Source organism: Acinetobacter uliginosus, assembly GCF_044130295.1.
Classification (GTDB): domain Bacteria; phylum Pseudomonadota; class Gammaproteobacteria; order Pseudomonadales; family Moraxellaceae; genus Acinetobacter.
In genome coordinates, this window is the sequence record NZ_JBIQOC010000018.1 from 43171 (window position 1) to 58596 (window position 15426).

9 protein-coding genes and 1 pseudogene are annotated in these 15426 nt (G+C 42.3%); 6 read left to right on the forward strand and 4 right to left on the reverse strand.

Annotation, left to right across the window (positions count from 1 at the left end; translation table 11 throughout):
- Positions 1-50: 50 nt before the first annotated feature.
- Both ACE01T_RS05860 and ACE01T_RS05865 read right to left on the reverse strand, forming a co-directional pair.
- Entirely contained in the window at positions 51-2120 is a 2070-nt protein-coding gene (locus tag ACE01T_RS05860; protein ID WP_086197483.1) for a putative bifunctional diguanylate cyclase/phosphodiesterase, read from the reverse strand.
- 357 nt (positions 2121-2477) lie between these two features.
- Positions 2478-4676: a carboxy terminal-processing peptidase gene (locus ACE01T_RS05865; RefSeq protein ID WP_180080889.1), complete on the reverse strand. Its 2199-nt coding sequence runs from the start codon at positions 4674-4676 to the stop codon at positions 2478-2480.
- Positions 4677-4875: 199 nt separating this feature from the next.
- Here ACE01T_RS05865 and nagZ point away from each other — a divergent pair, with 199 nt between their 5' ends.
- Positions 4876-5898 (forward strand): beta-N-acetylhexosaminidase, encoded by a 1023-nt coding sequence (nagZ, locus tag ACE01T_RS05870; protein ID WP_180080887.1) that lies wholly within the window; start codon positions 4876-4878, stop codon positions 5896-5898.
- 183 nt (positions 5899-6081) lie between these two features.
- A complete protein-coding gene (locus tag ACE01T_RS05875; RefSeq protein ID WP_395518912.1) occupies positions 6082-6942 on the forward strand; it encodes a class I SAM-dependent methyltransferase in 861 nt (286 codons plus the stop codon).
- 29 nt (positions 6943-6971) lie between these two features.
- Here the strand turns inward: ACE01T_RS05875 and ACE01T_RS05880 are convergent, their stop codons facing one another.
- A complete protein-coding gene (locus ACE01T_RS05880; protein WP_180176171.1) occupies positions 6972-8303 on the reverse strand; it encodes an alpha/beta fold hydrolase in 1332 nt (443 codons plus the stop codon).
- Positions 8304-8606: 303 nt separating this feature from the next.
- Here ACE01T_RS05880 and ACE01T_RS05885 point away from each other — a divergent pair, with 303 nt between their 5' ends.
- From ACE01T_RS05885 to pta, 4 genes are all read left to right on the forward strand, one after another.
- Entirely contained in the window at positions 8607-9872 is a 1266-nt protein-coding gene (locus ACE01T_RS05885) for a glutamate-5-semialdehyde dehydrogenase (RefSeq protein ID WP_180044058.1), read from the forward strand.
- A 126-nt stretch (positions 9873-9998) separates the two neighbouring features.
- On the forward strand, positions 9999-10400 hold the full coding sequence (locus tag ACE01T_RS05890; protein ID WP_016168218.1) for a hypothetical protein: 402 nt from the start codon (positions 9999-10001) through the stop codon (positions 10398-10400).
- Between the two features lie 303 nt (positions 10401-10703).
- Entirely contained in the window at positions 10704-11927 is a 1224-nt protein-coding gene (locus ACE01T_RS05895; RefSeq protein ID WP_086197489.1) for an acetate/propionate family kinase, read from the forward strand.
- A 55-nt stretch (positions 11928-11982) separates the two neighbouring features.
- A complete protein-coding gene (gene pta, locus ACE01T_RS05900) occupies positions 11983-14124 on the forward strand; it encodes a phosphate acetyltransferase (protein ID WP_395518913.1) in 2142 nt (713 codons plus the stop codon).
- Between the two features lie 110 nt (positions 14125-14234).
- Here pta and ACE01T_RS05905 read toward each other — a convergent pair.
- Positions 14235-14846: pseudogene (locus tag ACE01T_RS05905) on the reverse strand (class I SAM-dependent methyltransferase).
- Positions 14847-15426 lie beyond the last annotated feature (580 nt).

The following is a 15426-nucleotide window of genomic DNA, read 5'->3' on the forward strand; positions in this document are numbered from 1 at the left end:
AGATCATAAAACTTTTGAAATAAACTAAACCTGTTCAACCCGCATCAATTTTAAGTAAATAGTGCCTTGTCCATTGTTTCCAGACGGTTCACATCCATTGGCATTCCCAACAGAAAACCCTGCAATTGCTGACAGCCTAAACGGGTCAGGATGTCTGCCTGCAAAGGTGTTTCAACCCCTTCTGCAGTGACCACCAAACCCAGTTTTATGGCCAGCTGGATAATACTTGCCAGAATGATTTCATCTTTTGAGCCGACTGCCAGATCCCGGATAAATTCCCGGTCTATCTTCAACTCATCCACAGGCAGGTTCTTCAAATATAAAAAGCTGGAATGCCCGGTTCCAAAATCATCAATCGCCAGTTTAATTCCCATCTGACGTAAGCGCTCAAAACTCCGAATGGTAGAGTCCACGTGATGCATAGCTGTCGATTCTGTAATTTCGATGGCTAAATGATTAGGATTAATCTGATATTGAGCAAATAATTTTTCTAGTGTTGTAAACAGATGTTTATGTTCAAATTGTACGGCGGATAAATTCACTGCGACTGGAAAATAGTTGGAATCGGTCTGTTCCCAGATTTGAATTTGCTTACAGGCTTGCTCGAGTGCCCAATAGCCCATTTGAATAATCAGCCCGGTTTTTTCAGCCCCCGCGATAAACATGTTTGGCGTCAACATTCCCAAGCTTGGATGATTCCAGCGGATCAGGGCTTCTACGCCGCAAATGGCATAATCCCCAGTGGTAAATTTGGGCTGATAAAACAGAACAAATTGTTGTTCTTCAACTGCTTTATATAAATCATTAATCAGCTTGGTCTGACTTTTGGTCTCCTGCTGATCAGCACTGTAACTAAACAGCGAATAGGTATTTCTCCCTTGATATTTCGACGTCAACATGGCTGCATCCGCATTAATCAGTAGATCCTGCAAATTATTACCATGATCGGGATACAGGGCGATGCCAATGCTGCTGGAAATATTGATCTCTTTACCGGCAATCAAAAAGCTGTCCTGGATTTGTTCCAATAACTGCTCGGCCTTTTCAACTGCATGTTCGAGGGTAGCCTGTTCCAGCACCATCAAAAACTCATCTCCCCCTAGACGAAGCAGTTTTTCGTTTGGTTTCAGATTCTGCTGAATGCGGGTCGCCAATTGCACCAGCAACTGATCACCGATATGATGCCCAAATACATCATTGACCGCTTTAAAACGATCTAAGTCGATATAGAGAAAGGCAATTTTATCATCCCTGTAACGATGATCGGTAAATAAAAAATGTGAATATTCCGCCAGGAATAAACGATTGGGCAACTTAGTTAAATTGTCCTGCACAGCCTGATTGGCCAGTTCACGATTGGCTTTAGAAAGCTGTATATTTCGGATTTCCAGTCTTTGTTCCAGCACAGCGACACAAAATGCAGCGAGAAAAATTAAACTGGTGACTAAAATCACACTTAATAAAATTAATCCCTGGCCAGTTTGATAAGGTGCAATCTGTTGATCTGCAGAAACTTCATAAAAAGCGATTGCCCACATACCGACATAGTGCATCGCGACAATGGTTAGCGCCATCATCAATACCAGAAAAATCTTGATCATCAGCTTTTGCTGTACTGCATTTTTATATTTAAAAATAAGCCAGAACGTTAAACCTGAACCTGCAATTGCAATTAAAACAGAAAAAATTGTCAGCAAAGGATCATAATAAATCCGATGCTGATTGATGATCAGCGCCATCATGCCAGTATAGTGCATTCCGGCACTACCTATTCCCATCAGTACCGCACCTAAAACAAGCCGGCCGAAGGGTAAGGTTTCTCGTGTAGTCAACCAAATGGCAAAAGTAGATGCAATGAACGCAATAATATAGGAAACAAAAGTAAGACTATAATCAAAAGAGTAATCTGCTGGTAAATGACAAGCGAGCACACCAGCAAAGTGCATACACCAAATTGCAGCTCCAAGCATCAGACCACTGATGATGAGAAGCATTTTTTCATATTTCTGACGCAGGCCACGGAATAATAATTGTTCGAATGAAACAGTAAAATAACAGACCAAAATAGTAACAACTATCGAAGCAATCACCAGACTAAAATCATAATGTATATGAACCATATTCAGTTCCGTATAAGGTATCTTTCTTGTTTTAATCCACGTGATTGATACTTTTCATACAAGCAAGAAAATTTTTATCTTTAAAGAGTGGTTATAAAAACAATCAATTAAAACAAGAATCTAATACTATTCCATTTTGGTCAAGTGATAATTGCTCTATTCTTTTTTATTTCTAATGTATTCATTTTACAATAGAAACATAGTTCAACATTTTTATCATTATCCTCACACCGTTCATATTTTTAAAATCATTTTAAAACTAATGCCTCTGTTTGCTCATGCATCAATAAAAAGCCAGTCAGATCAACTAACTGGCTTTTTCGGAAAATTTAAATGAAAAATACCAAATTACAGCGCCTACTGGCCAGCAGCCTTAGTGGATTGTAATTTTGCATAATCTAATAAAATATTGGCAGATTCCATAACAAAGCTTTCTTCTTCGGGTAAAGCAGGTCGTTGTGTTGCTTTCATTTTCGCACGCGACTCGATTAAAGCATCCATTGAGGCTTGATAACTTTCCCAATTAGCATAAGGCTTTTGCCCCGTCAGGCTGCGGCGCTGATTTTCCGCCTCTAAAGTTTTCTGCTCAAGTGCGTTCAGCTCGGCTTTGCGCTGATCAATATCCAGCACTACACGCTTTTGCTCATCGGTTTTTTTCGCAATCGCTTTACGTTGCTCCAGATATTTAAATTGCGGATCAACACTTACACGCTGTTGTGACATTTGTGCCAGATTTTGCACATAAGGTTGTACCGAACCTTCACGCTTAAATGGTGCAGTTGGAATGGTATCCCATTTCAAGGCATTCTTCGCCTTACGCTCGCCAAACTCTTCATTGTAGATATCAACCAGCTTGATATCAGGTACTACCCCTTTATTTTGGGTACTTCCACCCGTAACACGATAGAACTTACGCTGGGTCAAGGTTGCCTGACCATAGGCCAAAGTATCCAGTTGAACCTGGGCTGTACCTTTACCTGTGGTGGTACTGCCAATCACGATACCACGCTCATAATCCTGAATAGCAGCAGAATAAATTTCACTGGCCGATGCTGAAGCCAGATTAACCATGACCGCCAGTGGACCGGCATAGGTTTGTGCACCACCGTCATCGTCCTCAAATACGCTGACATTGCCATTACCGTCGCGAATTTGCACCACTGGACCAGATTTGATGACTTGTCCCAGCATACGTGCAACTTCTTCCAGCGAGCCGCCCGGGTTATTACGCAAATCGATAATAATCCCTTCTACATTCTTGGCTGCCAGGCTTTTTAAAGCATTGTTGGTGTCTTCAGAAACCGAACGATAATCCGCACCTGCACGGCGCGCACGATAATTCAAATAAAATGACGGAATTTCAATTACACCAAAGGTATGGTTTTTGCCATCCCGTTTGATCTCAACTGTACGTGAACGAACACCCGCATCTTCTTCCTGAATGACATCACGCACCAGGCTGACTGTACGTGCCTGCCCCATTGATGCACCCGCACCCAACAAACGTAGACTCACCTTGGTTCCACGCTTGCCACGGATCAGGCCGACCACTTCATTACTAGCCCAACCGATCACATCGACCATTTTATCGCCGTCTTGTGCTACACCAATAATACGGTCTCCCGGTTTAATCTGACCTGATTTGCTGGCCGGACCACCTTCAACAATCGTTTCAATCTTGGTGTAATCTTCATTACCGCGTTCAGGACGAATCGAAACCCCGATCCCCTCTAGCTGCAAGGTGGTTTGACGGTTCAATTCCATCGCATCAACCGGCGGGAAATAATTGCTATGCGGATCATAGGTCAGCATCATCGCATTCAACGTCTTGTCGAGAACATCATCACTTTTAACACGGGTAATGCGTTCAAGTTGACGGGTATAACGCTTGGTCAAGGTTTGAACTGGAGTTAAATCTTCAGGGCTAGCCAGATCCTGACCATTGGCCAGTGTCGGATCATCTTTTAAGGCTTTTTGCTTCGCAGACTCTTCTTCTTTACTAATGTTTAAGTTGATGAGTTGCGATACCAGCATTTTTTGCCAATGTGCGCGCTGCTCTGCTGCGGACTTGAAATAAGGCGCTTTTTCGCGATCAGTATCAATATAGACATTGGTTTGTTTCAGGTTTTGCGGCTTTTTCAATTCCGCCAACATGAACTCATAAAACTGTTTCAAGCGGTCACGATATTGGGCATGAATCAAGTAAGGGCCTGATAAATCGCCTGCTTTTAATGCTGCACCAAAATTTGCACCATACTTTTTCTTATATTGTTCAACTTCAGATGCCAAAAATAATGAATGGTCTGCATCCAGACTATCTAGATAAAAGTCAAGAATACGATTGGAAGTCGCCGCGTCTAAACGCTGATTTAAATAATGCTGACGGTCAACCAAAGTCGCCAATTGGCGTGATACAAGGGCTTGTTCCTGCGTTGGCTGAATGCTTTGAGAAACTGCAATGGTATTGTTTGCAGCAATTGCCTCATTTACTACATGAGTAAAGAAAAACCCTCCAGTCGCAATTGCAACTGCACAAGCTAATGATTGAAGTTTCATAAATAATTCGTACTTCCTTGGTCTTTGACCAATATTACAACGTCGTTTTTCGACATGAACGCAGTATATTCAAAATCTTAAACAACTTAATATGTGTATGTCGTGTAGTTTTATCATATTCTGTACTGTCAAAATGTAGCAAATCATTGCAGAATTCGGGTATTGTTTTTCTTTATAAAATTCCAACACGGACACCGATATGATTGGCGCATTGATGCTAGACATCGCTGGCACAGAACTTACTCAAGAAGATATTGAACTATTACAGGCACCGCAAGTAGGCGGCATGATTTTATTTTCACGAAATATACAATCACCTGAGCAGGTTCGTGCTTTAACCGATCATATGCGTCATATCAGACCCGATATTTTAATTGCCGTCGATCAGGAAGGCGGTCGGGTGCAGCGTTTAAAACAGGGCTTTACCTTGCTGCCTGCCATGGGTCGCTTAGGCGAACTTTATCTGACTGAACCTGAACGTGCTGTGGAATTGGCTGAACAATGTGGCTGGCTGATGGCCACCGAAGTGCTTGCTGTTGGGATTGATTTCAGTTTTGCCCCGGTACTGGATTTGAATGATGTCAGTGATGTGATTGGTGATCGCGGTTTTGCCAAAAATATTGATGATATTGTTCCCCTTGCCCGTGCTTTCATCAAGGGTATGAAACGTGCGGGCATGGCCAATACCGGTAAACATTTCCCGGGCCATGGTTCGGTTAAGGCCGATTCACATATAGCCGCACCAGTAGATTCACGTTCCTATGAAGAAATCTATCATAAGGACATGCAAACCTTTATCCAGCTGATGCCGCAACTGGATGCCTTGATGCCCGCACATGTGATTTATGACCAGGTTGATCCGAATCCTGCTGGTTTCTCACCCTACTGGATTCAAAATATTTTGCGTCAGCAACTCAACTTTGATGGCGTGCTGTTCTCCGATGACTTAACCATGCAGGCAGCCTGTGTTGCCGGTGGTGCCGATGCCCGTATTCAGGCTGCACTCAAAGCTGGTTGTGATATGGGTCTGGTCTGTAATGACCGCTCAGCAGCATGTACGGCATTAGAAGGGATTCGTGATTTGCCTTTACCGAATCAAACACGTCTGGAGCGTATGCGTGGTAAAATTCCAGAGATTAGTGTTGGGCAAGCGCTGGACTTGGGAGCAGAATGGCAAAAAGTTCGCGATAGCATCGAAAACTTTAAAAAATCATTGAATTAATACGACAAAAGGAACACGACAAGGTGTTCCTTTTTCTTTATGATAAACAAAAATAAAAGTATGCTTAATTCAGCTCATTTTGCTTTGCATCAAAACTAAAAATAAGCAAAACTGGCAACGTAAGATAATCGACCAATAAACAACCAAAGTTAAAAACTAAAAAAAAGATAAGGTCAAGATGACATGACACAACAACTTTCAGAACATCGACATATTTCATTTACTGCCCATTACACTGGTTACATCTGGTATACCATGGGAATTTCTCATCCAGTTTTTGCGACCTCTAAAGGGAAAATGCTGGCCAAACTGGTGCATCCTTTAGAAAGCTGGGCTGAAAAATTTGTCGGCGGCAGTATGCGTACCACCTTAAAACAACGCCACTGCATGATTGATCAGCATCTGGCCCAACTGATCGAACAGCATCCAGATTTACAGGTGCTTGAAATTGCCAGCGGGCTTTCTCCGCGTGGCTGGAGTTTCCGGCAGAAATTTCCTGATATTGATTATCGTGAACTGGATTTACCCGATATGGCAAAAATCAAAACCCAGGCTTTAAAACAGATTGATACCCATAGTCCAGAGGTTTTATCGGTAGACTTATTCACTGCAGATTTTGAACAGGCTTTTCATGTATTTGATCCCAAGCGCCCCTTGGTGGTGATTAGTGAAGGTCTGATCAACTATTTTAACAAAGACATGTTATTACAACTGCTGCAAGCCATTAGACATTACGGTCAGAATTTCAAAGAACTGCATTACCTTACCGACATCTATCCAGAACCGGTGAAAAATAAACTAGCCAATTTTATTTGGGCCAGCAGTAAATTGCTGAAATGGATGTCCAAGAGTGCGTTTAGTTTCCATTTTATTAATCCCCAGCAAGCCCAGGAATTTTTCCAGCAAGCCGGTTTTGAACAGGTCAGTATTGTACAGCCACAGCAGTACTTTCAAAATTCAGCTGTGCCCCTCACCTCTAACGAGGAGCATCTAGGTGATCTGGTCTGGATGATTCATGCAAGCAAAAAAAACAGCGTTATATAACGCTGTTTTTATTTGGGATGGATCACAAATTAACTGACCGATTCTAAAACCGTCATCACTTCTTTTTGTCGTTGCACATAACGCAATAAACGTTCCGCCACATCAAAACTACCATGCTTGAATAAAGCCCGAACTCGGGTTGGATAAACTTCAAAAATTAAGCACTCAATTTTAAATCGACCTTCTTCATCTTCCAGATGCAAGGCCAAATCACGTGGATATTGTGCAGCTTTTTCTGCCGCGCCTTGAGTAAACTCAAGTAAAACGCCAAAAAAGTTTAAATCAACAATATGGGTAGGTAACTGCAAATCTGAATGGCGATGCGTTAATACAGTCATCGGTTTTTGTACCGCAATACGTTCTTCACCACGGCGCTCCAAAGTCAATAACTGAGCACGTGTCATCGGGATAATCCCTTCTACAGTCTGGATAGATTGCCCCTGCAAGAAGGTTGCAAACAGGCTCATGGTTTCTTTACGGCGCTGTAATTGCGGTACATGGTCGGCATTTGCAATCATTGCAAATTCCATATCTGGACATTGCAAAGCAAAATTGGCATTTTCATGCGGCAAGGTAAAACTGTCATATTGCCCACATGCAACCAGTACTTTACATTGCGGAATAGGGACATCGGTTAAACGCAATAAGCGGCTACAGTTGATTTCATAGCGGTCTTGCTCTGTTGCGGTAAATTCAGCCATCTGTTTAAAGAATAAACGCTTTGCTGTCGGTGACATTCGGGTTTGATCGATTTTGGCATGATTGACCAAATACAAAATCACCGCCTGACCGAATTCATCCATGCGCTGTTCATTCATTAAATGCAAGGATTCTTCCAGCAACATACGCCAGCTTTTACGCGTTTTTTGCATCACGCCCATCAGAATCATGCGATCGACCAGTTCCGGACGTTGCACGGCAAAACTTGAAGCCACAACAGAACCGAGCGACATGCCCATCACTGAAACTTTAGATAAGTTTTCAATATCGACCCACTCACCCAACATTCGAGCCAAATCAGGTAATTCCAGTGTGCCTGCAGAAATGCCGGTATCGCGATTGGTAATTTGCTGATTGGCACCCATGGAAGGCAGATCAATTAAAATGATCGGGCCTGCACTGAGCAATTGCTCCACACAATATTTATAAGAATTAAAATTTTGAAAAGCCCCCCCAATAATAACGATTGGAGTGTTATGGATGGTTTCTGGCTGAGCAATAGCCATATATTCAATTTTCCAGCCATTAATCCAGGTGGTACGTGCTGGTTCTTTAAAACTGTTCCTATGGTAAAGATCAAAAAAACCAGAATTTGAGTTTGATTCTTCTACTTCCGAGTCCATTTGGATCATGGAATTCATATCCCTTCCTCCATTCTTGCCTTATTGTTATTTTGCAAGAAAATAAATATAGAATTTCTGCGTCATGCTGCATCCATTCTTCGCTGTAATTATCAGACTTCACTGTCCTTATCATTTCATAATATACAGAGGAGGTTAGCTCAAGCAACTGATTCCATGACCACTTATCTAAATTTACCTACAAAAGGATTTCAAAATATTAACAGACCGAAAGTTTCAGGGACTTTTTTCTGAGCAGATGCTTCATTGTCTGGTTCCAGGCTGTTACTATCGAAGATGTAATTTCTAAGTGATCAAACCGCTATGCAAGATTCGATTGAACAATATATGCAAACGGTAGGACAACAGGCACGCCAAGCTTCTCGCGTGTTAGCAAGCGCTTCTACCCAAACCAAAAACAATGCCTTATCTGCAATTTACACTGCATTACAAGACAGTGAAGCTGCAATTCTGGCTGCCAACCAAATCGATATGACCAATGGTCGTAATAATCATTTGGACAGTGCATTACTTGATCGCTTAGAACTTACCCCCAGCCGCTTTAAAGGCATGCTCCATGGCTTAAAAGATGTAATGAGTCTGGTTGACCCGATTGGCGAAATCACTGACCTGGCTTACCGTCCTTCAGGCATCCAGCTCGGGAAAATGCGGGTGCCTTTAGGTGTAGTCGGCATGATTTATGAATCGCGACCAAACGTAACGCTGGAAGCTGCTTCACTTGCCTTGAAATCAGGCAATGCCATTATTTTGCGTGGTGGTTCGGAAGCGCTGGAATCCAATAAAGCCATTGCCGAAGCCATTCAACATGGCTTAAAGGCTTCAGGCTTGCCTGAAACTTCTGTACAGGTCATTAATACGGCTGATCGTGCCGCAGTCGGCCATCTGATTACCATGTCTGAATATGTGGATGTGATTGTTCCACGTGGAGGCAAAGGGCTGATTGAACGGATCAGCAATGAAGCACGTATTCCGGTGATTAAGCATCTGGATGGTAATTGCCATGTCTTTGTTGAAGCACAGGCCGATTTGCAAAAAGCCCTGCCAATTGCACTGAATGCCAAGACCCATCGTTATGGCGTATGTAATGCCATGGAAACCTTGCTGGTCGATGAAAAAATTGCTGAAGATTTCTTGCCAAGCATTGCTGAACTGTATGCAGAAAAACAGGTCGAGCTGCGTGGCTGCCGTGAAACCCAGCGCATTCTCGGTTCAAGCGTAAAGCCAGCCAGCGAAGAAGATTGGTACACTGAATATTTAGGTCCAATTCTGGCGGTTAAAGTGGTGAGCGGGATTGATGAAGCGATTGATCATATTAACAAATATGGCTCACACCATACCGATGCGATCATTACCGAAAACTTTAGTCTTGCGCGTCAGTTCCTGGCACGTGTCGACTCAAGTTCAGTAATGATCAATGCCTCTACCCGTTTTGCCGACGGTTTTGAATATGGTCTGGGTGCTGAAATCGGGATTTCTACCGACAAGATTCATGCGCGTGGTCCCGTCGGTCTGGAAGGCCTGACTTCGCAAAAATGGATAGTGTTTGGTGACGGTCAAATTCGCCAATAATTCCTCTATTTAAAGCATCCTTAAGTGTTCAGTTTCAACCCTGAAGCTGGACACAGCGACTACACTATCCCTGCCCTAAATTTTGTAACATGATAAAAAAACTGAAAAAGATAAAAGGGAAATCACATGTTTTATTATTTGATCATTTGTACCTTTTTACTGGCATTACTGGTTTCTTTTACAGTGATGAAAATTTTTTCCAATTCGATTAATGCCATTCTGGCACGCATTATTCACGATCCGATTCATGAAGCCTGGGCAAAATACACCAAATTTGCCGGCATGGTGGTCGGAACATCTTCAGGCATTCGTATTTACGATATGGAAAAATATATCACGCCGCTGACGTATACCGAGAATGACAAGAAAATTGTGATTGAACTGACTCAAGAGCGCTGGGTACTGGAAATTTACCGGACAATTATTGAAACCTTGCAAGGTCTGGCCTGGATGATGCTGGTGTTTTTTATGGTGGCATTGATTGCCTATGTTATTGTACGCTGGTCAGAAATCAAGTATCAAAACTAAGCATAAAAACAACACTTAGCTCCTGCTCAAAATTCATTTCTCATGCTAGGGTTAAAGGCGTACAGGAAAGAGCGTTTATGCTTGAGTACTATTTTATTAATAAATGAAAACCATCAACCAATAAATTCTATTTATTATTATTTCACTGGTCGATAGTGCTTAAGTCTAATCTCCTAAAGTCTATCTAGGACAGAAAATCAACACATGATACAACATGCAGACTGATCTGAATTGCATTGAAATGTACTGCATAAAGATCACTTTAGGGACGACTTATTTCAATTAAAATTCGGGTATTAAAACGTGTCTACATCAGTATTAGTTATTAACTGCGGCTCATCTTCTATTAAATATGCACTCGTTTCAGAACGTCGTGAAGATCGTATTTTTGGTTTAGCAGAAAATTTAGGTTCTGCTGAAGCACGCATTAAGGGTGTCACTGTTGGTGGCGCGCCACTCGAACTGTCTATTCCACATGCCGATCATGAAAAGGCTTTGGAAACCATTTTAGAACGTCTTTCTCATTATAATCCTCAAGCGATTGGGCACCGTGTCGTACATGGTGGCACATTGACCAAAGCTGAGTTATTAACACCAGAAATCATTGATCGTATTCGTGAAGCGACGCCACTTGCCCCGCTTCACAACCCTGCTCACCTTGTAGGAATTGACGCGACCATGCGTTTGTTCCCGGACCTTCCACAAGTGGCAGTATTCGATACAGCATTCCACCAAACCATGCCAGCGCATGCTTACCGTTATGCTGTACCAAAATTCTTATATACAGAGCACAACGTGCGTCGTTATGGCTTCCACGGTACCAGCCATGCTTACGTGTCTGAACGCGGTTCAGAATTGGCAGGCAGCTTAAAACAAGGTGGCTGGTTAACTGCACATTTAGGCAATGGTAGCTCGACCTGTGCCATCTGGAATGGTCAAAGTGTAGATACGTCAATGGGCCTGACCCCGCTTGAAGGCATTGTGATGGGTACCCGTAGCGGTGATGTCGATCCAAGTTTGCACAGCTTCCTGGCTGCCAACTTGGGCTGGGATGTGTATAAAATTGACAGAATGCTGAACAAAGAAAGTGGTTTGCTCGGTCTATCAGACAATCTTTCAAATGACATGCGTACCTTGATTGAAGCATCAGAACAAGGCAATGAAGATGCAACGCTGGCCATTGAAGTATTCTGCTACCGTTTGGCTAAATCTCTGGCTGCTTTAAGCTGTGGCCTGCCACGTCTTGATGGTCTGTTCTTTACCGGCGGTATTGGCGAAAACTCGGCTTATATCCGTGAAAAGACCATGGCTTACTTACCTCACTTCGGTTTCAACTTAAGCAAAGAACAAAACAATAATTTAAAACGCGGTACAGAAGGTCGTATTGATGCTGGCACAGGTCCTCAAATCTGGGTCATTCCAACCGATGAAGAAGGCCGTATTGCCAAAGAAACAGCACACGTTGTAGAAGGCGAGGTAAATCAGTCAGCTGCAAAAAAGCCTGAATGTGAGACTACGATTGCTTAAGCAATCGTAGCCTACTTATGCTTTCAATAAGTCCCTTTATGATTTAGAAAAAATTATGAAAACAATACTTTTGGTTCCTACAGAAATTGGTGTTGGCTTAACGTCTGCATGTCTTGGTTTAATTTATGCATTGGAATGCCAAGGTGTAAAAGCAGGTTTTCTAAAGCCTTTCTCTCAAGAATTACAGCCTGAAGCAGATCGCACCACTGCACTGTATCGTCACCTGTTCAAGCATGAAACCGTTGAACCGATTTCCTATGCGGCCCTGACTGAACGTTTAAAAAATGATGAAAATGACGAGCTGCTTGAAGATGCAGTACGTTTACACCGTGAAATTTCCAAACATCACGATGTCATTATTGTAGAAGGCGTGCTACCAAACGGACGTGATCCTTTTGCGACAGAACTCAATGCCACTCTGGCGAAAGCGCTTGATGCCAAAGTGATTATTGTCAGCAATGCCGACATTAACAATGCGGCAAAAACCGCGGCAAAAGTTGACAATCAATTACGCTTCTTTGGTGGTGCGACTTGCGAGCGTACTGCAGGCGTATTGTTCATGCGTACCAAAGGCTTGCCGGAAGATTCTGCACAGATTCCTGTGACGCTTGATCCAAACCTGCGTTTAATTAGTGATACCAACCGATTTGTGAGTGCAATTCAAAGCACGCACCCAATGATTGGTAAAGACTGTATGCCAGTCATTGGCTTAGTTCCATTTAGCAACACTTTAAGTGTGCCACGCATGTCTGACTTGGCTGTGCATATTTCTGCAGAATGGATTAACCAAGGTGAAGCAGCACAACGCCGTGTATTACACAGCAGCTTAATTGCATCAAATATTGAACACGAAATGCATAAATTCGTGGCAGGTGAACTCATCATCAGCGGTTCTGATCGTATTGATGTCTTGCTTGCAAGTAGCTTGGCAAGCAGTAATGGCATTCCACTGGCAGGTTTGGTTTTAACTGAACATCAGGCACCAAGCACTCAAGCTTTAGAATTCTGTCAAACAGCAATCAAAAATGGCTTGCCAATTTTACACACCAAATTGAGCACTTTTGACACAGCACAACAATTGCTGAATTTAAGCAATGAAATTCCGGTAGATGATACCGAGCGTGCTGAGCAGGTGACCCGTTTCGTGGCCAGCCACATCAATGCAGACTGGTTAACACAGTTAATCAGCGATACACATAAACCACGTTTATCTCCTTCTGCATTCCGTCATGAACTGGTGCAAAAATCAATTGCAGCGAAAAAGCGCATTGTTCTTCCTGAAGGGGATGAACCACGTACCATTCAGGCCGCAGCAATTTGTCAATCTCGTGGAATTGCCCACTGTATTCTGCTGGCAAAACCTGAAGCTGTGGTTGAAGTAGCAAAAGCACGTGGAATTGAATTACCGCATGATTTAGAAATTCTTGACCCAGACCTGATTCGCGAGAATTATGTCGGAAAAATGGTTGATTTACGTAAAGGCAAACTCAACGAGTTACAAGCGCGTGAACAGCTACAAGACACGGTAGTTTTAGGCACCATGATGCTGGCTCTTGATCAGGTTGATGGCTTGGTATCTGGGGCAGTCCACACGACAGCCAATACGGTTCGTCCTGCATTCCAGTTAATCAAGACTGCACCGGATTACTCACTGGTATCTTCAGTATTCTTTATGCTGTTGCCGGATGAAGTTTATGTTTATGGTGACTGTGCGATTAATCCTGATCCAGATGCAGAACAACTGGCTGAAATTGCTATTCAATCTGCAGACTCTGCTAAAGCGTTTGGTATTGATCCGCGCATCGCGATGATTTCTTATTCAACCGGTACTTCAGGTGCAGGGGCGGATGTAGAAAAAGTAGCCAAAGCGACTGAAATTGCCAAGCAACGCCGTCCAGACTTACTGATTGATGGTCCATTGCAATATGACGCAGCTTCGGTTGAAAGCGTAGCTCAGTCTAAAGCACCAGGCTCGCCAGTTGCAGGTCGCGCGAATGTATTTATTTTCCCTGACTTGAACACAGGTAACACTACCTATAAAGCAGTGCAACGTTCTGCCAATGTGGTGAGTGTTGGTCCAATGTTACAAGGCCTGAACAAACCTGTGAATGACTTATCACGTGGTGCATTGGTCGATGACATCGTGTTCACTATTGCATTGACTGCCATTCAGGCAGAGCAACAAGCGGCTCAATAATTCGTAAATTTAAGTTTTCCAAACCATCTGATTGAAAAATTGGGTGGTTTTTTTTGATATTTTAAAATTTAACTTATCTATTCACCGACATTTTATTAAGCATGGCTTAATCAAAACTTTTGCACCAACCACACCGTATGCCCGGTACAGTCCTGATCTTCCGCGACCATCTTTACCACTTCAAAACCGTGATCTTTCAATAATTGGCGATATTCATCTTGCGACAAACTGGCATGATACAGTACATCACCAAACAGATCTCCAAGAGTCTCTCCATGACTTGGCCCACTGGTGAACATCAAAGCTGCCCCTGTTTCAGCCAACTTAGAAAACTGAGCAAACATCTTGCGCTGATCATCTTGAGTCAAATGAAAAAAACTGTCCCACGCTAAAATCCCCTGAAACTTTTACCCTAAATCCAGCTGACGCATGTCTGCCTGAATCCAGTGCTGTTTAGGAAAGTTGTGCTTTGCCATTTCAATCATGACCTCGGAACTATCAATCCCTACTATGGAATGCTCCTGTTCAATCAAATAGGCGGCAATCGGTGTTCCCGAGCCACAACCTAAATCCAGTATTTGAGCATGTTGGGGAATCAGCGAAAGAAAATGATCGAGCCAGGTTTTTTCATACAGAAACTGGCCGCGTAATTCTGTCCATGCACGTGCATGTTTCTTATAAATTTTAATAATATTTTTGGCAAACTCAGACTGATCTTTCATGAGCAGTTTTTCTAAATGTTATTCTCAATAGTATAGGCAAATTTAGATCTAGATTTGAAGATTTGAAGATTTGAAGATTTGAAGATTTGAAGATTTGAAGATTTGAAGATTTGAAGATTTGAAGATTTGAAGATTTGAAGATTTGAAGATTTGAAGATTTAGAATGTTTTTATTTTGAGAAAATTTAAAGCAAAAAAAGAAGATAAAGCCTGTGCCTAATCTTCTTGCTGACCGCAACCCTCTCACTGCAGGATATAAAGAAAAATCCATGACGGGAACAATTGAAGGACGTCTGTATTTATCAGATGAGATTTGATGCACTTATGATGTAAAAATTTTAGGACAAATTTATGACAACTTTGACCACCTTTAACCCTACTAAGAAAACAGAAAAATTAAATTTTACTTTTCAATAATTCCAGATAAAAAAATAAATTAAAACCATTTCAATCAATATTTTAAATATAATTTCTACCTCTGTACACGACAAATTTCATAGGATCCTTGTCCTATCAGGCTTTTTCTTTCTTAAAATTGCTAGCACTTTCTTAAATTCTTCTTTTTTTCCAAAACCAATCAA